This is a genomic window from Alcaligenes nematophilus (genome assembly GCF_026344155.1).
Taxonomy (GTDB): domain Bacteria; phylum Pseudomonadota; class Gammaproteobacteria; order Burkholderiales; family Burkholderiaceae_B; genus Alcaligenes; species Alcaligenes phenolicus.
In genome coordinates this window covers 97,509-119,340 of the sequence record NZ_JAPKMZ010000005.1, presented here as the reverse complement: position 1 = coordinate 119,340, position 21,832 = coordinate 97,509, and the positions used below count along the sequence as shown (strand labels likewise).

The 21,832-nt window shown below is 56.1% G+C and carries 16 protein-coding genes; 12 read left to right on the top strand and 4 right to left on the bottom strand.

Annotated features, from left to right (window positions below; all coding sequences use genetic code 11):
- Positions 1-2: 2 nt before the first annotated feature.
- Positions 3-3,611: a BTAD domain-containing putative transcriptional regulator gene (locus OSH04_RS14235; protein WP_266108730.1), complete on the bottom strand. Its 3,609-nt coding sequence runs from the start codon at positions 3,609-3,611 to the stop codon at positions 3-5.
- 195 nt (positions 3,612-3,806) lie between these two features.
- On the opposite strand from OSH04_RS14235, the gene OSH04_RS14230 reads away from it, so the two are divergent.
- The 4 genes from OSH04_RS14230 to OSH04_RS14215 all read left to right on the top strand — a co-directional run bounded on the left by OSH04_RS14230 (position 3,807) and on the right by OSH04_RS14215 (position 7,373).
- Positions 3,807-4,553, top strand: coding sequence for a GntR family transcriptional regulator (locus OSH04_RS14230; RefSeq protein WP_009464020.1), 747 nt, complete (start codon positions 3,807-3,809; stop codon positions 4,551-4,553).
- A gap of 178 nt (positions 4,554-4,731) precedes the next feature.
- Positions 4,732-5,625: an MBL fold metallo-hydrolase gene (locus tag OSH04_RS14225; RefSeq protein WP_035273671.1), complete on the top strand. Its 894-nt coding sequence runs from the start codon at positions 4,732-4,734 to the stop codon at positions 5,623-5,625.
- Positions 5,626-5,646: 21 nt separating this feature from the next.
- Entirely contained in the window at positions 5,647-6,621 is a 975-nt protein-coding gene (locus tag OSH04_RS14220) for a Bug family tripartite tricarboxylate transporter substrate binding protein (protein ID WP_009464016.1), read from the top strand.
- 581 nt (positions 6,622-7,202) lie between these two features.
- Positions 7,203-7,373: a hypothetical protein gene (locus OSH04_RS14215; RefSeq protein WP_266108728.1), complete on the top strand. Its 171-nt coding sequence runs from the start codon at positions 7,203-7,205 to the stop codon at positions 7,371-7,373.
- Positions 7,374-7,840: 467 nt separating this feature from the next.
- Here OSH04_RS14215 and OSH04_RS14210 read toward each other — a convergent pair whose 3' ends face one another.
- Entirely contained in the window at positions 7,841-8,812 is a 972-nt protein-coding gene (locus tag OSH04_RS14210; protein ID WP_266108727.1) for a Bug family tripartite tricarboxylate transporter substrate binding protein, read from the bottom strand.
- 37 nt (positions 8,813-8,849) lie between these two features.
- The gene (locus OSH04_RS14205; RefSeq protein ID WP_266108726.1) at positions 8,850-10,439 is read right to left on the bottom strand and encodes a sulfatase family protein; all 1,590 of its coding nucleotides are present in this window, start codon (positions 10,437-10,439) and stop codon (positions 8,850-8,852) included.
- A 106-nt stretch (positions 10,440-10,545) separates the two neighbouring features.
- Between OSH04_RS14205 and OSH04_RS14200 the strand changes: the two genes are divergently transcribed.
- The gene (locus OSH04_RS14200; RefSeq protein WP_009464011.1) at positions 10,546-11,460 is read left to right on the top strand and encodes a LysR family transcriptional regulator; all 915 of its coding nucleotides are present in this window, start codon (positions 10,546-10,548) and stop codon (positions 11,458-11,460) included.
- Between the two features lie 115 nt (positions 11,461-11,575).
- A complete protein-coding gene (locus OSH04_RS14195) occupies positions 11,576-12,688 on the top strand; it encodes a GGDEF domain-containing protein (protein WP_009464009.1) in 1,113 nt (370 codons plus the stop codon).
- A gap of 73 nt (positions 12,689-12,761) precedes the next feature.
- On the opposite strand, the gene OSH04_RS14190 is transcribed toward OSH04_RS14195, so the two are convergent.
- A complete protein-coding gene (locus tag OSH04_RS14190) occupies positions 12,762-15,194 on the bottom strand; it encodes a penicillin acylase family protein (protein WP_083054511.1) in 2,433 nt (810 codons plus the stop codon).
- A gap of 186 nt (positions 15,195-15,380) precedes the next feature.
- Between OSH04_RS14190 and OSH04_RS14185 the strand changes: the two genes are divergently transcribed.
- From OSH04_RS14185 to OSH04_RS14160, 6 genes are all read left to right on the top strand, one after another.
- The gene (locus tag OSH04_RS14185) at positions 15,381-15,968 is read left to right on the top strand and encodes a hypothetical protein (RefSeq protein WP_009464005.1); all 588 of its coding nucleotides are present in this window, start codon (positions 15,381-15,383) and stop codon (positions 15,966-15,968) included.
- A gap of 417 nt (positions 15,969-16,385) precedes the next feature.
- Positions 16,386-17,603, top strand: a complete 1,218-nt coding sequence (locus OSH04_RS14180; RefSeq protein WP_115634371.1) for an ABC transporter substrate-binding protein — start codon at positions 16,386-16,388, stop codon at positions 17,601-17,603.
- A gap of 67 nt (positions 17,604-17,670) precedes the next feature.
- Positions 17,671-19,566 carry an ABC transporter permease gene (locus tag OSH04_RS14175; protein WP_247966469.1) on the top strand — a complete coding sequence of 632 codons (1,896 nt, stop codon included), beginning with the start codon at positions 17,671-17,673 and terminating at the stop codon, positions 19,564-19,566.
- Entirely contained in the window at positions 19,563-20,330 is a 768-nt protein-coding gene (locus tag OSH04_RS14170) for an ABC transporter ATP-binding protein (RefSeq protein WP_035273692.1), read from the top strand. The genes OSH04_RS14175 and OSH04_RS14170 overlap by 4 nt, the downstream gene beginning before the upstream one ends.
- Positions 20,327-21,106 (top strand): ABC transporter ATP-binding protein, encoded by a 780-nt coding sequence (locus OSH04_RS14165; protein WP_266108724.1) that lies wholly within the window; start codon positions 20,327-20,329, stop codon positions 21,104-21,106. The genes OSH04_RS14170 and OSH04_RS14165 overlap by 4 nt, the downstream gene beginning before the upstream one ends.
- A gap of 48 nt (positions 21,107-21,154) precedes the next feature.
- Positions 21,155-21,703, top strand: coding sequence for a DUF924 family protein (locus OSH04_RS14160; RefSeq protein ID WP_254002223.1), 549 nt, complete (start codon positions 21,155-21,157; stop codon positions 21,701-21,703).
- Positions 21,704-21,832: the final 129 nt, after the last annotated feature.

The window sequence follows — 21,832 nt, the reverse complement described above, 5'->3', positions numbered from 1 at the left end:
GACTAGACCTTGAGCTTTTGCACGGCCTGTCGGCGTGTCTGAATCCAGTCTGCGTAGCGATGCAAGCCATGTTTTTCCATGTGTTGCTCGGCCAGATTCCACTCCTGCAAGGCCTGTGCGTTCTCTCCCAGCGCCATCCAGGCGTCTCCGCGCACACAGTGCAGCTCGGTGCCCAGACTATTGGTGTCATAACGCAGACCTTGAGCGGCAGCCTTGTCCAGCCAGGGCATGGCTTCATTGCTGCGACCCAGACGTATCATGGCGCGGGCAATGCGGCTCATCAGGCCATCTGTGCTGATGGGTAGACCGTACTGGGCGATCTGTACGCAATCGAGCAGGGACTGCAGACTGGTTTCTCGGCCTTGCAACATCACTTGGCAATAGTGCAGGTACGAGCGACTAAGTGCAGACCAGGGCTCGGGGTTATGCGATTTTTGCAGCTCTTGCAAGGACAGCTCGGCCACTTGCTGACAGTCTTCCAGCTGTTCCATCAGGTAGTAGGCCTGCATGACGAACAAGTGCGTAATGGCACGCAGGGAAAAAGCGGTATCCACACGCAAGGATTGCAAGGCCAGATGGACATGTTGCTGAGCGGCATCCATATTGCCTTTCAAGGCCAGGGCGACACTCAGGGTTCCAAAGGTAATGGACTGAGGAAAGTGCTCGGCAATGGCCTGACGACCGTTCTGCTCCTTCAAGTCATCAAATACGGCCAGGCTCAGGTTCAGCGTCTGAATGGCATTGGTGACATTCCCTTTCCACAGCTCGTGCTGACCAATGGCGTACAAGGCCCAGCTGCGGTTCTGATCGTGGCTGGTTTCATTGGCCAGAGCCAGTAACTGGCGCGCTTTTTGCAGGGCTTGCTCGAAATTGCCCTGGGCTTGAAAGGCTGTCCAGGCTGTCCACAAGCTGATCATGACCTGATCCGAGTCATGCTCGTCATGCAGCTCATGGCCCAGCTCGTAGGCCATGGCTGTAGAGGCGGAGGCGGGGCCGTACAACGAGGACTCAATCGCGCCTTGCAACATGCGACATTCAAATTGCAGGGTTTGGCGAACCTGCAAATCTTCAATCAATTCGCTGCGGTTCAAGGAGCGCTGCAGGTATTGGCTGGCCTGGCGCAGGTCGTCCTGTGCCAGCGCTTCGCGGGCCGCACGCTGCCACCAGAAGGCGGCTTCCGGACTTTCCGCTTCGCACAGATGCAGGGCAATGTACTCGGGCGCGTGACGGCGGCGTATGCCGTGCTGGGCGATGGCGTAGTGGGCCTGACGCAGTTCTTCCTGCATCGCCACACGTTCCAGTGCCTGGGAGACCAGCGGCAGACAGGAGACATGCTTGTCATGCACATCGATCAGATCCAGCGTCGCCAGCGTGTCCAGTCCACTGCTCAATGCGGTGTTTTCCAAGCGCAGCATCAGAGCCAGCTCGTCGATGGAAATAGGCTGTGCCTGCAAGGCGATGCTGGTCAGGATGTGGCGTGTTGCGGGCAGGAGGCTGTGGTACTGGGTGCAGACCAGGTCAGTCAGGCACAAGGCATCGCTGCATTCACTATTGAGCTCATGGCAGCGCAGCAGCTCGTTGGCATGGCCCGGATTGCCTGCGCTTAAGCGGACCAGGCGGCTGCGTTTATCGCGCGCCAGCCTTTGCCCCCGTTGGCCGCTTAACAGGCTGTTGATGCTGGAGCGATCCAGTGTACGCAGGCTCAGGTGCTCGGCACGTTCCAGTCCATGACCGGGTTTGCGGCTGGTCGTCAGCAGCAAGGTGGGGTGACGCGGTGCCGTGTGCGCCAGCAAGCGGATCAGGCGCTGGGTAGGCGGGTCGGCCCATTGCACGTTTTCAATTATCAGCAAGCGACGGCGTGGCGAATTGCCTGGGCCGCTGAGCAAATTGAACAATAAATCCATATGAGCCGTGGAAGGCTCGTTCAGGTCTTGCTCGTCCGGGCCGCTATTTAGCCATTGATGCAGGGACTGGGCCTGTTTGGGGCTGATTTCCAGTGCCTCTTGCAAGGTTTGCACGGAGAAGGGATCGCGCTGCTTGCCGTTTTGCGCGGTGAGGTAATCGGCAATCTGCTCGTGCAGCCAGAGGCGAATCGGATGCCAGGCCACGCGGCGCTTGTCTTCACGACAATTGAGCACAATGCAGTGGTGGGCGGTTTTCTGCACATAGTCCGCCAGAGACTGCACCAGCAGACTCTTGCCGATATGAGCCCGACCGTGAATGGCAATGTGATGCAAGGCACGGTTGGGACCGATATGCGACCAGGCTTGCACCAGATGGTCGAACTCTTGCGAGCGGCCATAGACACGGCTGGTTAAACGCGTAGGGTCTGCGTCGGAAGGGCTCAGATTCAGCCACAGCGCTTCGCTCTGGCGGCCCAGCGGGCCTTGCACATCCTTGGTGTCCAGACGCAGAGCGGCCTGCACGCTGATACGTGGCGTGCCGGGGCTGGCTTCCCAGCTCAAGGGCAGCACCACTTGTGCCAATTGGCCCCAGGGATCGGGGTAAGCACTTTGATCGTCCATGGCCAGATCGGCGTGGAGGGCGATGCTCAGCTTGACGTGTTCATCCATGCGCAAGGTTGCCGCAACCCGTGCCAATGCGGCTGCTTGCGCAACGGGTGACTCCAGCAACTCGGGATAGCCAAAGTAGGCAATCAACTGATTGGGACCGGCCTCACAGGGCCAGCCGCCATGCTGTTCAATCAAGGTTTGCAAGGTCTGGCGACATTGTTCCAGCAGATGGCCGCCGCGCTCACGAGCATGCCGGTGACCGGGCTCAAAGCGCAGGCAAAAGCCGACCGCGGCCAAGGGGCGCAGGCGCAGGGAGACCATCGTGGGTAAGGATTTGGCAGGGCTGATCGAGCGTGCCGGCAAATCCACCAGACTGCGTGTCTGGGCACTGGGTTCGCAACCCAGGCGGTCGGCCAGCAAGACCGAGCACTGCTCGTAGGCGTGCAGGGCAGCTTCATGCTGGCCTTCCTGTTTCAGCAGCCGAATCAGCTCTTGATGCAGCTTTTCTTCTTCTGGCCAGATCAGGAGCCAGCGTTTAAGGTAACTGATTGCTTGCGGCGTAGGTAGCGTGCTCAGGCCAGACTGTATGTAACGGTCACGGCATTGCGACAGAGTTTGACGAATGTTTTGCTGTGTATCCTGCAACCAGTCCTGTAACTGCTCGCCATGGTGCAGTTTTACCTGCCCTAGCAAGGGGCCTTGATACAGGTTCAGGCGCTCCAGATCGTTAAGCGATGGCTGACTGGGGTGTTGCAACAGGCTGAGCACATCCACCTGGGTGTGGCTGGGGTCCAGGGCCAGGGTGTCATTGGTAATGTGCAGGGCCTGATCACAACCCTCAAAGGCGCGGCGCAAGGCATGCAGCGCGTGGCGTAAACGAGCGCGGCCCACACTGATGGGATCTTCATGCCAGATCGTTTCAGCCAGACGGCTGCGACTAATCGGCTTGCCCTGGGCCAAGGCCAACATGGACAATAAAATACGCGCTTTATCGTAGTTAATGATTTGTGCGCGGCATTGTCCTTTCACCAGCAGTCGGTAGGTACCGAGCAGGTAAATTTGGGCCAAGTGCGAGGCGGAGGAAGGCAAAACATCCATGGGCTCGGGCTCGTATCAAGAGTTAAGCAATGATTGGGATAATGTATCCGATCCGTTTAATTTTCGTTTACCAACTTTTGCAAAAATAAACGCTTTGCTTGTTCAAGATTAAACCTTTTTGGGATAACTCCGGCTTAACTCATCGCAGGCTATGATGTGGACTTGTCACTTTCCTGTGCTTGCTTGCCTCTTGGTATGGTCGATCCCACACGTTCATCGCTGCGCAAACAGTCCAAATTGCCTCTGTCGCTCAAGGTGAAATATACCTTGCGAGCGCGCCTGGAGCGTGGCGAATGGCCGGTAGGCACGCGTATTCCCACGCTGGAAGAGTTGATGCAGGAGTATGGCGTCTCGCGCGCTACCGTGCGGGCGGCGCTGGATGAGCTGGAACACGAAGGCCTGATCGAGCGCACACGCGGCAAGGGCACGTTTGTGATTGGCGACGTCGCGCAAGACCATTGGCTGATGTTGCCCACCAATTGGGATGCCTTGATTGAACATCTGACGCGTCTGGATTCGGTCATGGTGGAGCTGGGCAATGGTCTGGGAGCCTTGCCCATTGAAATTACCGGGCAGTCCTTGCCCGATGAGTATTGGTGGACCAGCCGTGTGAATTACGCTGATGGCGTGGCTTACAGCCTGAATACGGTCTACGTGTTGAATACTCTGGCCCAGACCTTGCAACCGGAATTAAGTCAGGAACCAGTGCTGCTGGTGCTGAATCGTCTGGCTCGCGAGCAGATTCATACTATTCGTCAGACACTGACCGTACGGGTTGCCGATGCGGATTTAGCACGCCATTTGAATATGGACATAGGCATGCCTGTGGTGCGGGTAATTCGCCTGATTGTGAACCGTGCAAATCAACTGGTTTATGCGGCACAGGTCTTTTATCCCGCTAAATATCTCAGCATTCAGACCGAGCTGACCCCCGGCCTTTAAGACTGCCATCCCAGGCGCGCTGCGCCTTTACGACACTCCTAGGTAAAAACACCAAGTTATGCCGCTGGATAGCGAGGTGTACACTTTTTCCATAAAGTCCTAAAAATAGAACTTTATGACTTTATAGGGAAGGCACTGTTCTGGTGCTGGATGTTTTTATTGTTTGGAGGAGTTTTACGTGAAGATAACCATGCTTGGCACCGGCGCTGCGTTGCCAGATCCCGATCGTGCTCAGTCGTCCATTTTGGTGACGCTGGAGAATGGCAAGAATTATCTGTTTGATTGCGGCGAAGGGTCCACGCGTCAGATGGTGAAGGCCAATATCAATCCAGCCGATGTGCCTTGGGTGTTTTTAAGCCATCTGCACTATGACCACGTTTGCGGTCTGCCTTTTTTTGTACTGTCCAGCTGGGTTTTTAACCGTGAAGGCAAGCTGAAGGTTTTTGGCCCCAAAGGCACGCAGGATTTTGTGGATCATTCCTTCGAGAATGGCGCGTTCCGGGTGGATATTCAGGCTCGTGCGGCTTATCCGGCTCGTCAGAAAAATATTGAAGCGGTGCGCCCCGAGGTCTTCGAGGTGGAGCCAGGTCTGATGTACGAGGACGAGGACGTCAAAATCTACATTGATGTGGTGGACCACATTCCTAGCGAAATTACGGACTGCTTTGGTATTCGTATGGAGGCTGAAGGCAAGGTTGTGGCGTTCAGTGGCGACACGGCTCCGTGTGAGTCCATGATTCGCCTGGCGCAGGATGCGGATCTGCTGATACATGAGTGCACTTTTCCGGAGTCTTTCCTGAAGCATCGCGCGCAGTCAGGGGTAGGGACGTTTGCCCATACCAGTCCTTTGCAGTTGGGTGAGATCGCTCGTAAAGCCAATGTGAAGAGTTTAGTGGCCACGCATTTTGGACATTACGACTCCACCAGTCCGGTGATTAAACGTGCGGCGGGCAATCATTTGCCGGTTGATTTGATGGGGCCGGAGCGTCTGGATGAAGTGGCTCGGGATATTCGCAAAAGCTACAAAGGCGATTTGCGCTTGGCAACGGATTTGATGCGCATAGACCTGTAAAAGGCGCGCGGGGGAGACAAGATGCAAGCAATTAAAAAGACGGTGGTGGGCCTGGTGGCTGCGCTTGGTCTGGCTGCGGCAGGTCCGGTCTGGGCAGATTATCCCGATCACCCTGTGCGAGTGGTGATTCCTTACCCTCCAGGAGCGGCGGGTGACATTATTTTCCGTATCTTGCAGCCCGAACTGTCGAAGGAACTGGGGCAGACGGTAATTACGGATTACAAGACCGGCGCGGGCGGCAATATTGGCACGCAGATGGTGGCGCGCTCCAAGCCGGACGGCTACACCTTGCTGTTTTCAGCCACCAATAATTTTGTGATCAATCAGTTCTTGTACAAGAACATGGGTTATGACCCGTTCAAGGATTTGTATGTGATCAACAAGGTGGCGGATGCGGCGGCTTTTGTTTATGTGAATGGAGATTTGCCGGTCAAGAATATGGCTGAATTCCGGGATTATGTTCAGCAGCGCAAAGGGCAGGTGAATTACGGGACGCCAGGAGCAGGCACAACGCCGGAGCTGTCGGCCTGGAAGTTGTCCGAGGCCCTGGAGGGCGACATGTTGGGCATTCATTACCGAGGCTCGGCGCCGGGGATTCAGGCTTTGTTGAGCAATGAAGTGCAGATGTTTGTCAGTAGCTATGGTTTGGGGGCGGCTTTTCTGCCTGAAGGTCGTTTGAAGGCCTTGGCAGTGGCCCTACCAGAGCGCTTCCCGGCTTTGCCTGATGTCCCCACGATGGAGGAGCTGGGCTACAAGGACGTAGTGATCAGCAACTGGTGGGCGTTGGCTGTTCCTGCCGGGACGGAGACGGAGATCGTGAGCAGGATTGAAGGGGCTTTGGAGAAGGTTCTGGCTGATCCGGCTATTCGCAGCAAGCTGCTGGATCAAGGGTATTTGCTGTCCAAGGTTTCTGCCGAGGAGTTTCGGAAGGGACTGCCTGCGGAGGCGGATTATTGGCACGATATCGTGACTAAGGCTGGGATTAGTTTGGATTGATATGTCGCTTGGGCACAGGGTTGGCTTGATTGGGATTGAGTGTTTTGTCGAGCCTTGTATGCGAGGGCTTGTTTGAAGTGGGAGGGCGCTGGTTTTGACAGGAGGAGGCTTTCTTCTGGACGTGCTGTTTGGGCTTTGCGTGAGGGTGGCGGGTAGTTTTCTTGTGGGGCCCGGGTACGGCTTGTCTTGGCGGGTCTCTTGCCCACGCTGCGCGTGGGTTCCCTTGTCAGAGTGCTAGGGCGGGCGGGTCGTGAACTCGGAGCGCGGTTTGTCCCCCGGACAAACCGCAAGCGTGCTCCTCAAACAGCACGCCCCTTGCATCCCGCCCCAGCACTCTGCCGGCGGCAAGAGCCCTGACTCGCCCGCCAAGCCGTACCCGGGCCCCACAAGAAAACAAGCAACATCGTGTACATAGCCCAAACAGCACTGGAGAGTAGAAATGGTTTGGACTTGTTGAACGGTGGTTTCGTTTTTCTTGGGACGCTTCAGACAGGTTTTGAGCTTGGTTTGAGTACGTGGGTCATAGGCGAGGTGACTGGAGTTGAGGAAAAAGGGGGTGGGGATTAAGTAGCTTTTTTACGATGCTGGAGGAGGCTTTAAGGTTTTGGGGCGCTACTCTTTTGGCTTTGGCTTTGGCTTTGGCTTTGGCTTTGGCTTTGGTTGTTGTTGTTGTTGTTGTTGTTGTTGTTGTTGTTGTTGTTGTTGTTGGCCACTTCTGGCGCCATAGCTTTCACTCCTTAAACAGGGCGTAAAAGCAGCAAACCTCATATCGCATTGAGCCATTCAGTTGGGCTCTTGAAAAGAAGGGAGCAGAGCAATGTGAGTCTGCCGGTTGGTGCAGGTGTAGGGGTGTTCGGGCGATTCAGAGTACTTGCCGCGGTCAGTTTGGGAATTCGGGATGCAAGCCCTGTGCTGTTTGAGCGGGGCGTTTGTACTTGGTCCGGGGGACCAAGTACCCCGCGAGTTCACAGGGCGCCCGGATTCCCAAACTGACAAGGGCACCGGTGCGTAGCACCGGCAAGTGCTCAGCCCGAACACCCCTACACCTGCACTAACCGGCTCCCTGCTCCTGCTCCCTTCTTTTTACGAGCTGGCTCGCTATCAAGCATTGAGTCTCCCCAAGGCAACTCCACGAAGAAAGCCTCCCCTCAGCAATACCTACGCACCTACGCAGCCCAAAAAAAACAGCCCCTGAAACCAGGGGCTGTAATTCCAACAATTACTGATCAGAGCGAATATTGTTATCCCGCACAATCTGTTCCCAGCGAGCGTTACGCTGCTGCACCCATTGGGCTGGAGAAACCTTGGATGAGTCGTAGGCTTGAATATCCAGCATCCGCAAAGTCTCGGCGGTGGACGGACGCTTCACGATATCGCTGAGCAAATCGTTCCATGCCTTGATCTTCTCTGGAGGCGAACCCTTGGTGGTGAAAACCAGATACGAGAAGCTCTCGTTAAAGTTTTCCAATCCAGGCAGCTTTGCTTCGGCCAAAGTAGGAACCTCAGGCACTAAAGGATTGCGCTTGCCGCCAGAAGTCGCCAAGGGAGTCAGCAAACCTTCCTTGATCGGACCCAGGACACCGGCAATCGTCAAAAAGCCGCTGTCCAGACGCTCGCCATACATATCATTGACCACAGCGCTATTGCTGCGATACGGAATGTGATCCAGCTTGATACCGCTATCTTGCGTCAAGGCCGACATCATCAAATGCCCAGGCGAACCCATACCGGCCGAGCCGTAATTCATGGGCTTGGCGCGGGCGCGCTCCAGAAACTCGGCAGGTGTTGTGATGCCGGTCTTGCTGGGAACCACCAGAACCTGGTCAAAAGTACCCAGCAAAGACACCAGATCCAGGGACTCCCCGATCTTGAACTTGCTGTTGACGTAAATATGCGGGTTGGCTGTAGCAACCGTATCCAGTGTCAGCAGCAAGGTATTGCCATCTGGCTTGGCCCGGCCCACTGCCTCTGCAGCAATCGTACCGGCTGCACCCGCCCGGTTCTCCACCACAATCGTTTGGCCCGTGGTTTCAGTGGCTTCGCGGGCCAACATGCGACCCAGGACATCTAGCGGGCCTCCTGCCACGGAACTGACCACAATGGTGGCCACCTCGGCACTCTGGACTGGTGTAGCCAAAGGTAAGATCAGCGCACAAATGCTTACTTTGCGCAGCAAGGAAAGGGTGGGCATAGATGTCTCCAGATAGGGGTAATTAACAGTGTTCAGCTCACGCTATCGCCAAAGGCAAGGGACTGGTTTCGCTGTGAGCCATCATGGTATCGATCAATTGACACAAAAGCGTTGTTTTTAACGCTTGCGCGTCAGGTTCATTCCACAAATTATGTTGTTCCAGCGGATCGGCTTGCAGATCGTACAGCTCGCCAATTTGACCGCCTTCATACAGGCTCAGACGGTGCTGCTGCGTGACCAGCGAACGCAGCTTGGTGCGAATAGGCGTATTGAACAGCTTGCGCTGGTTTTCCTCTTCGATCAGTACGCCTTTGCGCCATTCCACAGGCTCCTTGTGCATCACTTTCAGCAAGGAGCGACCCTGGATGCCGTTGTAGGGCAGCTGGCCGGCACGCTCCAGCACTGTAGGCGCGACGTCAATGGTAGAGCAGACCGCCTCACTTGTGCCTTGAGTTTTCGCATCCTTGGGGTCAAACCAGATAAAGGGGCTGCGAATAATGCTTTGGTAATGCACAGGGCCCTTCAGCATCAATTGATGGTCGCCCATGAAGTCGCCATGATCACTCATGAAAATGACGATGGTGTTCTCCGCCTGGCCAGTGCGCTCCAGATGGTCCAGAATGCGCCCGATCTCGGCATCAATATGCGTGATGGAACCGTAGTTCAGCGCAATCGCCTCGCGGGCCTCGCGCTCGGAACAGGCAAACAGCGTAGGAGTGTGCTTGATGGCTTTGCCTTCATCGCGCAGCTGATGCAGCAATTGCAGATGGGCAGGCAGGGGATGCGGGCCCAGGTGGAAGGAGTCGGGCAGGCTGACCTCTTCAGGCTTGTACATATCCCAGTACTGACTGTGCGGAGTGAAGGGATGATGCGGGTCCGGGAAGGAGCACTGAATAAAGAAGGGCTGTTGTTCCTGGGCATATTTGTCCAGCACAGCGCGGGTCCGTTCACCAATCCAGGCCGTGGTGCTGTACTCTTCTGGCACACGGGTACGCCAGGCCTGGCCAATGCGGCTTAACTCGTAGTCCGGAGTCGGGATGGCGTTTTCAGGGCCGGACAGGGCGGCGATTTCAGGATGTTCATCCTGCAGCCAGCGGCCATAGTCGCCCCAGACCTGATCGCCGTGATCAATGGCCAGGTCCACGTGCTCGTAGCCGTAAAAAGGTAGCTGAACACCGTGATCGGCGCGATCGCGCCACCATTGGCCACATTCCTGGCCGTAATCGTTGGTAGGCAGAGGAGGGCGAGCTTCTCCCTTGGTTGGAGGATCATCCGGCCGTGGGTAGAGCGGGGGCGTATCCGTTATATTTTGCAGGTGCGCCTTGCCGACCAAGGCTGTGCTCCAGCCTGCCTGGCGCAGTACATCGACAAAGGTGCTGGAGTCCAGTGGCAGGGGCACACCATTGTGACGGGCGCCGTGCACCGAGGGCATGCGACCAGTCATCAGGGACGCACGGTTGGGCATACAGATGGGGGTGGCGACGTAAAATCGGTCAGCACTCCAACCGCGAGCGGCTAACGCATCCAGATTGGGCGTTTTAACTTCTTTATTGCCGTAACAAGCCAAATGGTCTGCGCGGAGTTGATCCGCAATGATCAATAAAAAATTGGGTACTGACTGAGACATGAAGTGCCTATTTTGTAGCTTTGGGTATCCCCATTATGGAAGCAGTAGCCATAATGTTAAATTGAATAACTTGCAGGTATATATACCTCTTTCATATAGGTAAGTCATGAGCTGGAGTGAACGCATTCGCTTGAAGCATCTGCAGGTTTTAATTCGTTTGTGCGAAGAAAAAAGCATGAGCGATGTGGCCCGGCAGTCCAATATGACTCAGCCTGCCTTGTCAAAATGGCTCAAGGATTTTGAAGACAATATAGGCATGCCCTTGTTCGAGCGTCATGCTCGCGGCATTGAGCCTTTGCCAGCCGCCCTGGCGCTGGTTTCCCAGGCCCAGGGGGTGTTGAATCGCCTTGACCGCATGAATGCAACTCTGGAGCAATACAGGCAGGGTTTTCGCCAGCAATTTACTTTGGGTATTTCGCCCATGGTGGCTGCGGTTTATTTGCCGCAGTTGCTGGTGTATTTGCACGAGCGCGATCCACAATGCCATATCCGTATTCAAGAAGGCACGCTGGATATTTTGAGTCGTAATCTGGAACAGGGTGAACTGGATCTGGTCATTGGCCGTGTGGATGAGGCAGGCCGTAACCCGGCGATGGCGTATTTGCCTTTGGGTATGGTGCCTTTGGGGGTAGCGGCTTGCCGCAAGCATCCTTTGGCACAGCAAGATGAAGTGACCTGGGAGCAGACGCTGGAGTATCCCTGGATATTGCCACCACGAAACAGCCCGATGCGGCGCAGTTTTGAACTGGGTCTGGATGCCAAGGGCCTGCCGTATCCCACCTGCGCCATTGAGTCCGCCTACGCACATACCAATGCCCGTGTGGCGGTCAATAGCGACTTTTTAGTGCCCATGACACGCAGCATGGTGCCGGTCTACCCGGAGCTGTGTATCTTGAACCTGGACTGGAGCGACCCGCGCTTGCATGGTCAACTGGGTCTGTTGTGGCGCCCGCAGGATTCGGGCGAACCGATGTTGGAAGAGGTAATTAGCTGGATGAGTAAGCAACCTCAAGTGGTGTGATTGTAAGTCGGGGTCAGCGCGGGCTGACCCTGAAAGAACTGACAGCTTGTTTTTCAAACTCATGTAACTAAAAATTGCCGTTATGTTACTTTGTTTCTTCTTAGCGAATTGATTGATGGGAACAATTCTGGAAGGCTGGAAAAACTTGCAAGCGATCAGTATTAGCTCGGTGCGCGACACACTGAGCGGGAAATATCATTCTCGTGACTTCATTCATGCCCGAATGGAGTATTTGCGCAGCCGTGTCATTCTGGTCGGCTTGTTATTTGCTTTGTTGACCCCCCTTTGGACTTTGATGGACTGGCTGGTCTTGCCCAGTTGGCCCGCGCATTTGATGGCGATACGGGTTTTAAGCCTGGGGGGACTGATCTTGTGTGTATGGCTGGCTTTCAATGGCCACCAGCGCATTACCCGCATTTATGTTTTAAGCGGCCTGGTCTTTATTTTGCCGGCCTCTTTTTACGCCTATATGCTGCTGACCCTGTCCGGGGCCGGCCAGTACGTTGTACTGGGGTATGGCTTTATTCCTTTTCTGTTGGTGGCCACCTTAAGCATTTTTCCTTTCACTTTGCTGGAATCAGCCTTGGTGGGGGGCGCGTTAATTGCTTTGCAGGTTTTGGCCAGTGTCAGTTCGGGAACCTGGCTAAGCATGAAAGGTTTACAGGATCTTTGGCTTTTGACAGCCTTGCTGGTCGTCGCTTTAACAGCCAATTATTTCCACCTGGGACTTTTGCTGCGTTTATATCGGCAAGCCACACACGATACCTTGACCGGCTTGTTGAACCGGGGTGCGATTAGCCGTCAGCTGGGACAGGGGCCAGTGCATGAAAGGCTGCATGTGCTGATGGTGGATCTGGATCATTTCAAGCAGATCAACGATACCCACGGTCACTCGGTAGGGGATGACGTGCTGACGCGTACTGCCTCTTTATTCAAGGCGCAGCTGGGGCCGGATGATCTGGCGGCCCGTTATGGTGGCGAGGAGTTTGTGCTGATTCTGGCCGGACGTAGTGATGCACAGGCCTTGAGTTTTGCCGATCTGCTTTTGAGCCAGGTACAGGCACAAACCTTTTATAACCACGACCGCGAGGCTTTTCAGATTACGGCCAGTATGGGTTTGGCGGTATGCCAGCCCGGTCAGGTGATTGAGGATGTCCTGATGCAGGCTGACCAGCGCTTGTATCAAGCCAAGCGCGCTGGTCGTAACCAGGTGGTAGCGAGGGATTAAGCCTGCCGGGTGAAGCACAAGGAAACGGGGCCTGGAGCGTGTACCGCTCCAGGCCCCGTTTGCTATTGACGGCTTAGTAGCGCAGGGTTTGGCTATCCTGGCTGGCCTTGTCGATGTCCTGAGCGCTGATGGCATCGCTCTTGCACTTGAAGGCAGCAAACATCTCCAACTGATCCGAGTGATGGGCGCTGGCTTCGCCTTCAGGATTGATGAAACCGCTTTGACCGGGAGCCATAACCGAGCACATGCGCACGCCGGTGGGGTCCAGCACATACTGGAATCGGGCGCTGCCGGTGTTCAGATAAGGCATGATGCGGCGCTCGTGTGCAGGGTCAGACCAAGGCACCCCAATCGCATTGCGTGCGGCGAACAGCATGGATACGGCTGGAGCACGCCATTGCTGGGCTTGTGCACCCTGTGATTTCTGTAGCGAGGCAGCAGCTTGCTCCAGTGCGTCCAGCACCAGTTCCTGGGCCGGGCGACCTTGCAGGAAATCAATTGTTTGTGGCACACCAGCAGCCGGGCCCTGAATGGCATTCCAGATCAGCTTGGCGGCCGCAGCGGGCTGGGCACTGCGCGGATCATCCATGGCCGGGTACAGGCTTTGTGTGTAGGTGTTGTAGACGCTGTCAGGCAAACGACCTTTCAGGAATACGGGCACTGCGGCTTGCATCCAGGCCTGCATCACGGCTGGGGCGCTGCCTTCGTACTGTTTGCCATTGCTGGCCACGTGCAGCTTGTAGTCCCAGCCTTTCAGTTGTTCGGCAGCCTGACGTGCCAGTGCACTGGCACGTGGCAGCTTGGCAGCTTCCTGGATGATGGGGGCGAAGTAGCGCGCATTCAGATCAGAGCGGGCACCCAGGGAGTCAATGCCCCAGATTTCTTCGTCACTCAGGCGCTGCTTGGCCTGTAGCGGTGCCAGCAGTTCCTGCACACGGTCCACATAGGAGAAGTTGGAGTTGTCTGCCAGCAAGGCACCGTAAGCCTTGTTATTCCAGCTGGCGATATAGCCTTGCTGCGGGTTCAGCACTTTGGGGTTGTGATCAAAGCTCAGGAAGCCTTGCCATTCCATACTGCCGTCGCCCGCTGCAGGGAACTGGATCGCCTGATTGGCTGGGCGCTTGGGCAAGAGGCCCAAGGCTGCCGCACCGATATTGTTCTGGGTGTCGGCATAGAACCAGGTAATGGAAGCGCTGACGCGCGAGGCCTGAGCCATGAATTGATCCCAGTTCTTGGCCTTGGCCGCATGGGCCCAGCCCAGCAAGGTTTCAATTTCCCGGCCTTCCCAGGTGCGACGGTTGGCGTAGGCGGTGTTGTTCTTTTTGTCCCAACTGCTGACATAACCTTGAGCTGCGCGGTAAACGTCCAGCGTCACATCGTCCTGACCACGCACCTTGATGCGTACCTGCTTGTGCTCCATGGGGTGCCAGGCATTGTTGTACCAGTAACTATGCGGGTCACCGTCTTTCAAGCGCAATTGGTAGACGTCATTGGTGTCCAGTGAACCCACGGTGGAGCCCCAGGCAATCTGGCCATTGGTGCCGAACAAAATAGCGGGCAGAGCAACGGCCGTGCTGCCGGTCAGGTCGTAGCCGGCACCGTGCAGGCCGACGCTATAGGTAATGGACGGGGTGTACCAGCCTTGTTGCGGGCCGTTGTACAGCACGGCATGACCGTGGCTTGTCTTTTCGGGGCCCAGCAACCAGGCATTGCTGGCAGTAGGTGTGCCTGCGGCCACGGTGGGGCCCAAGGCCACGGCTTGCTTGTGCAGGTAGTCCTGCGCCGCTTGTGCGGACAGAGCCTGCAAATGCGTAGGCAAATCGGCTAGCGCTGCCTTGGCGTCAGGCTGCGGAATAATGGTGGGGGCAGTCGGGTCGTTCAGCCAGCGTAGTTGTTTGTAAAGTTGTTCGCCACGTTCCGCGCCCTGGTCTGCTTTCAGGGTTTCCAGCAGACTCAGGTTGGCCACTTCGGCCGTGCCAGCAAAGAAGCGGTTCAGAATCAGGCCCACCCAGACCATGGCAATGTCTTCAGGCTGCCACTCAGAAGGCTCAAACCCTTTGTCCAGAAACTCCTTGGGCATCAAGGTGTCGCGCTGGGCTTTCACCTCGCGAACGCGTTGGGTGAAACCAGCGGCATAGCCCTCGAACATGGCGCGGTCCTCTTTGGACAGAGCGGCCAATTGTTTGCGGATAGAGTCCGGATCGATATTATTGTGAGTGACTTTATCCAGCTCCAGGAAGTCCGGTCCCAGAACTTCTGCCACGGTTCCCCAGCCAGAGCGCTTGGCAATTTCCATCTGGTATAGACGGTCTGTAGCCACGGCATAGGCATAGCCATAGAACAGGCCATAAGTGCTGTCGGCATAGATATGAGGAGTGCCGTAGCTGTCGCGCTTGATGGTGACGCTGCGCTCACTTAAGGGGGCGCTGGCACAGGCGGCCAGCAAGACGCTGGTGGTCAACACGCCAAGAGTCAGTCGGGATGGAAAGCGACGGGGAAAAGTCAAAATCTTGTCTCCAAAAGAATAGCCTGGAAGGCTACGTTTTTTTATCTCTTGAGAATATAACGTCAAAATTCTTTAGGCATTGATATTTCCAGGTGAAACCTTCTAGAGGATTTCCCCAGTAGAAGCGGGGTTTGGGAACGAAACTTGCTGGTTCTTTGGTGAACACATTTATTGGGGAGCCTTGTTATGGAACGCATTATTGCGGCGGAATTCGATACGTTTGATCAGGCCCAACAAGCTGCGCGAGTCCTGCAGGGGCTGGGCTTGGAAAGTCAGGATCTGCAGATTTTCTACCTTAAACCAGGAGGTCAGCATGCGCAGTATCCGATTGGAGGTGACAGAACTTTGGACAAGGCTGCCCGAGGAGGTGGTTTGGGTGCCATCCTGGGTGTCGTTCTAGGGGCCGTCTTGGGGATCGCCCTGGGCTGGTGGCTATTGAGCATGACAAGCTGGCCTCAGCTGCTGTTGCTTGCCTTTGCGGCTTTGGGGGCTTACATCGGTGCCATGGTGGGCGGGATCGTGAAGCTGGGTGGCCATAAGCCTGAAAAAGAGCCTTTAAATCGTGTTTCGGGCGTCATGTTGGCGGCGCGTCTGGGGTCGGCCGAGGAAGCGGTACTAGTGCGCGAATTGCAGCGCAATGGGGGCTACGCGATTGAATGGGCCAACGGCAATTGGAGTGATGGCCAATGGCAGGACTTCAACCCAACGCGCACCCCTCAGTTATACGATTTACCCTCGGCGGGGCAGAAAGTTCACGAGACTCGCAGTGGCTGATTGCCACTTTGGCGCGGTGACTCCAGAGCAGTAGCTCATAAGCCTTTCTAGCGTTTTTAGCCGTTTGCTTCCCCTTTGCCGGATATGATGGAGCAGTTTATGAAAACCATGATTCGGCGCGTGCAGGAACCAGGCGGGGTGGTTGCGTTTTAATCTTTGGGCTTATTAAGTGTAGTCACTGTATATCGGTAATTATCTTCTTTTCAGGCTATCTACTTTTTGTGCTCATTTCTTCTTGATCTCCTTGCTGTAACGGCTTTCTGCCTGGTTTGTTGTGTTTTATGTTTAAAGTGTTCAAGGGTATATCCCTAGGTCTTGGCCGATTTACTCCAAAAAATACCATGTGTACACTTTAAATCACTAAAACAAGACAAGTTGCTGAGTCGTGTTTCGCCTCACAAGCCCACGGAGAAGACAATGAACAAGACATTTGCAGGGGTAGCACTGGCAGGAACGATGATGTTGCAAACCTTGGGGGCCACCGCTGCCGCCGAGGGGGTGATCAAGATCGGGGAGCTGAACAGCTATAAATCCCAGCCCGCGTTTTTGGGGCCCTATCGAAACGGGATGGAACTGGCGGTTGAGCAGATCAATCAGGCCGGGGGGATTCACGGCAAGCAGCTGCAATTGATCATCAAGGATGACAACTCCAATCCCGGCGATGCGGTACGTGCGGCCGAGGAATTGATCTCGCGTGAAAAAGTGGATGTGCTGACCGGGACCTTCCTGTCCAATATCGGCCTGGCCATTACCGACTTTGCCAAACACAAAAAAGTATTCTTTCTGGCCAGCGAGCCTTTGACCGACAAGATCGTCTGGGCCGATGGCAACCGCTATACCTTCCGCCTGCGCAACTCTACCTATATGCAGGTAGCCATGCTGGTGCCCGAAGCCGTCAAGCTGAACAAGAAGCGTTGGGCCATTGTGTACCCCAACTACGAGTACGGTCAGTCCGCTGTTGCCACCTTCAAGAGCTTGATGAAAGAAGCCCAGCCCGATATCGAGTTCGTGGCTGAACAGGCTACTCCTCTGGGTAAGGTCGATGCTGGTGCCGTAGTGCAGGCTTTGTCCGAAGCCAAGCCTGATGCGGTGTTCAACGTGCTGTTTGCGTCCGACCTGGCTCGTTTGGTTCGTGCCGGTAATCAGCGCCAGTTCTTCAGCCCTGCCTTGCCGGTAGTCAGCATGTTGACTGGCGAGCCGGAGTACCTGGACCCCTTGGGTGAAGAAACGCCAGAAGGCTGGATTGTGACAGGCTACCCCTGGTACGCCATCGACACGCCCGAGCACAATGCCTTCCTGAAAGCCTATCAGGACAAGTACAAAGAGCACCCACGCCTGGGCACGATTATTGGCTACAGCACCATTGTGTCGATTGCCGCCGGTATTGAAAAAGCCGGTTCTACCGACACGGAAGCCATGATCAAAGCCTTCCGTGGTCTGGATGTGGTCACACCTTTCGGCCCCATCACTTACCGTACGCAAGATCAGCAATCCACCCAGGGGGCGTATGTGGGTGTGCTGGCCAAGCAAGACGGCAAGGGCATCATGACCAATATCCGTTACGCCGATGGCAAAGATGTACAGCCTACGGATGAGCAAGTCAGCCAGTGGCGTCCTGCCGCGGCCAATCAATAATTCCAGGAACGCAGTATTTCGTAGATCGGCGCGCCCTCTGGCGCGCCACTTCTGACGCGAGGCAGTAATGGCCTTATCGGGTTTATGGGTGCAGTTCCTTAACGGGCTGGCCGAGGCATCGTCTTTGTTCCTGGTGGCGGCGGGTTTGTCCCTGATCTTCGGGGTGACACGCATCGTCAACTTTGCACACGGTTCCCTGTATATGCTGGGCATCTACATGGCGTACTCCACCGTGCAGTTCATGGGGGGCTCGGCGCTGGGGTTCTGGGCAGGCTTGATTGTGGCGGCCTTGCTGGTCGGCGCTTTGGGAGCCTTGCTGGAGATCGTGCTGCTGCGGCGTATTTATAAAGCGCCCGAGCTGTTCCAGTTATTGGCCACTTTTGCCCTGGTGCTGGTGATTAATGATGGCGCTTTGGCCGTGTGGGGGCCGGAAGATCTGTTGGGGCCGCTGGCTCCGGGTTTGAACGGTTCTATTTCCATTGCAGGGCGCTTCTTCCCGGTCTATGACCTGGTGCTGATCGTGATCGGTCCGGTAGTGCTGGGCTTGCTGTGGCTCTTGCTGACCCGTACCCGATGGGGTGTGCTGGTGCGCGCCGCGACCCACGACAGACAGATGCTGGGTGCGCTGGGCGTGAATCAGGCCTGGCTGTTTACGGGTGTCTTTGCCTTGGGTGCCTTCCTGGCGGGTTTGGGTGGTGCTGTGCAATTGCCGCGTCAGCCCGCCAATCTGCTGCTGGACTTGAGCGTGATTGGGGATGCCTTTGTGATTGTGGTGGTCGGTGGCATGGGCTCCATCCCCGGCGCTTACGTGGCTGCCCTGATCGTCGCTGAATTGAAAGCCCTGTGTATTGCGCTGGGCACGGTCACCTTCTTTGGGGTGGACTTTGCCTTTCCGAAGTTGACGCTGGTGGTGGAGTTCATCTTCATGGCCGTGGTGCTGGTGTTCCGGCCCTGGGGCTTGTTTGGACGTGCTCAAGCCGTCAGCCGTAACTCGGCCCCTATCGAAGCGCCTCTTCGTGCTGGTAGTGGAGCGTTCCAGGTCATGGTGCTGGTGGTTCTGGGTGTGATGGCAGCCTTGCCTTTGATGAGCGACTGGTTCCCGTATGCGCCCGTGCTGGCTCTGGATATTCTGGTTTTGTCCCTGTTCTCCTTGAGCCTGCATTTCATGATGGGGCCAGGGGGCATGAACTCCTTTGGTCATGCTGCTTACTTTGGTCTAGGCGCTTATGCGGCTGCCCTGTTGTTCAAGGCGGCGGCCTTGTCCATGGGCTGGTCCCTGGTTCTGGCTCCAGCTGTCGCAGGCTTGGGGGCGCTGATCTTTGGCTGGTTCTGCGTGCGTCTGTCCGGTGTTTACCTGGCTATGCTGACCCTGGCTTTCGCACAGATTATCTGGTCGATTGTGTATCAGTGGGACAGCTTTACGGGTGGCTCCAATGGCGTGGTCGGTATCTGGCCTGCGGAGTGGCTGTCGGGTGATCGCTACTATTACTTTGCCTTGCTGCTGGTGGTGGCAGCGGCCTTCCTGTTGCGTCGCATCTTGTTCTCCCCCTTTGGTTACGCCATGCGTGCCAGCCGGGATTCGGCCTTGCGGGCTGAGGCCATTGGTATCCCCGTCAAGCGTGTGCAGTGGCTGACCTTTATTCTGGCAGGTACGTTTGCCGGTCTGGCCGGTGCCTTGTTTGTCTTTTCCAAAGGTAGCGTCTCGCCTGAAGTGATTGCAGTGAACAAGTCCGTGGATGGCTTGGTCATGGTCTTGCTAGGTGGTTTGCAAACTCTGGTTGGGCCAGTGGTGGGTGCAGCCGTATTCACGTTGCTGCAGGACTTCTTCCTGGGCATCACGCAGTATTGGCGTGCCTTGTTCGGTGGCGTGATTTTGCTGCTGGTTCTGGCTTTCCCGCAGGGTATTGCCGGCTTTTTCAAACGCTGGGCACATCGCCGCGTAGCACCGGAGGCATCGTCATGAGTTTGCTGCAAGTACGAGGTCTTAAAAAAGCGTTTGGCGGCAATCTGGCCGTAGACGGTATCGAGTTTGATGTGCAGGCCGGAGAGTTTCTGGCCTTGATCGGCCCCAATGGGGCTGGCAAAACCACCACCTTCAATATGGTGGGCGGGCAATTGACGCCTACAGCCGGGTCAGTGCGTTTGGGCGATCAGGAACTGGTAGGGCTGGCCCCGCGCAAGATTGCTGCCTTGGGGGTGGGCCGTACCTTTCAGATCGCCGCAACTTTTGCGTCCCTGACGGTGGTGGAAAACGTGCAGATGGCCTTGCTGGCACATCAGAAGAAACTGTTTTCCTTCTGGCGTCGGGCGGCTCAGTTCGAACGGGCTCGTGCGCTGGATTTGCTGGATCAGGTGGGTATGCTGGCGCAGGCTGAACGCCCTTGTAGCGAGCTGGCTTACGGGGACGTGAAGCGGGTGGAGCTGGCGATTGCATTGGCCAACGATCCCCGTCTTTTGCTGATGGATGAGCCCACGGCAGGCATGGCACCCAAAGAGCGTAATGAGTTGATGCGCCTGACCAAAAAGCTGGTGATCGAACGCAATATGGGTGTGCTCTTTACCGAGCACAGCATGGACGTGGTGTTCGAGCACTCGGACCGCATGTTGGTGCTGGCCCGTGGTCGGCTGGTGGCAGAAGGGGATGCGGACTATATCCGTCAGCATCCCAAGGTGCAGGAGGTGTACTTTGGTACAGGCAAAACATTCGAGAACAAGGAGCCAGCATGACGCAGGATTTAGTAGCCGGTTCTGAGCGGGTTGCCACAGGCGTGGCCGACAAGCAGCCTTTGCTAAGTGTGGATGGCTTGAATGCCTGGTACGGTGCCGCGCATATCTTGTTTGACCTGTCACTGACCGTGCAACGTGGTGAAGTGGTCGCCTTGATGGGGCGTAACGGTGCGGGCAAGTCCACTACCTTGAAATCCATTATGGGTTTGGTGGAGCGCTGCGACGGTCATATTGAATTCATGGGCCAGGCCATTCACGACAAGCAGCCCTTTGAAATCGCACGTGCGGGTTTGGGCTTTGTGCCCGAAGACCGGCGTATCTTTACCGACCTGAGCGTCACGGAAAATCTGGAAGTGGGACGTCAGCCAGCACGGCGCTGGCCCGATGGTACAGCAGCTCCCCACTGGCAGCCCGAGCGCTTGTACAGCCTGTTTCCGAATCTGGGTCAAATGCAGGACAGGCCCGGTGGGCAGATGAGCGGGGGCGAGCAACAAATGCTGACCGTCGCGCGTACCTTGATGGGCAATCCTTATTTAGTCTTGCTGGACGAACCATCCGAGGGTGTGGCTCCCGTGATTGTGGAGCAGATGGTGCACATGATTCTGGAGCTGAAGCAGGCCGGTGTCAGCATCTTGCTGTCCGAGCAGAATTTGCACTTTGCCGAGCTGGTGTCGGATCGGGCTTATGTGCTGGAAAAGGGGCAAATACGGTACAGTGGCGCCATGCAGGAATTAAGTGCCAACGAGCAAGTGCGGCGCACTTACCTGTCCGTCTAACTTCGGGCCTCCCAGTATTGGAGGCCAGACCGGCTCCAGGAGAACACCATGGCAGATGCACGTCCCAATCCTCAGGCAGTGATTGATTTCTGGATTGAATCAGGGCCAGAGAAATGGTTTCGCAAGTCCGATGACTTTGACCGGGAATTTCGCGAACGGTTTTTGGACTGGCACGAACGTGCTGCCAGGGGCGAGCTGGATGATTGGGCACAGACGGCAGAAGGAGCCTATGCCTTGCTGATTCTGCTGGATCAGTTTCCGCGCAACTCTTTTCGCAATACCACGCGCATGTATGCGACCGATGAGAAGGGGTTGGCGATTGCCAAGGAGATGGTGGCCAAGGGGCTGGATAAACAGATTCCGGTGGAGCGTCGGGTGTTTTGCTACTTGCCATATTCCCATGCAGAGAACCTGGCCGATCAGCAAGAGGCCGTGCGTCTGAATCAGGAAATTGGCCGTCCCTGGCTGGACCACGCTGAGGAGCATCTGGATGTGGTGGAGCGCTTTGGTCGCTTCCCGCACCGTAATTCGATCCTGGGGCGTACTACCACGGCGGAAGAGCAGAAGTTCCTGGAGGCCGGTGGTTTTTCCGGCTGATGGGTTTTGAGTCCGGGCCAGGCTGGGATCTTGGGCTTGGCCTGGGCCAAGTCTGAAGGCGATGCACCATGAAACAGAGGCGGCCAAGTGAAAACTTGAAGCCGCCTTTGGTTCGTTTACCCCTTATCT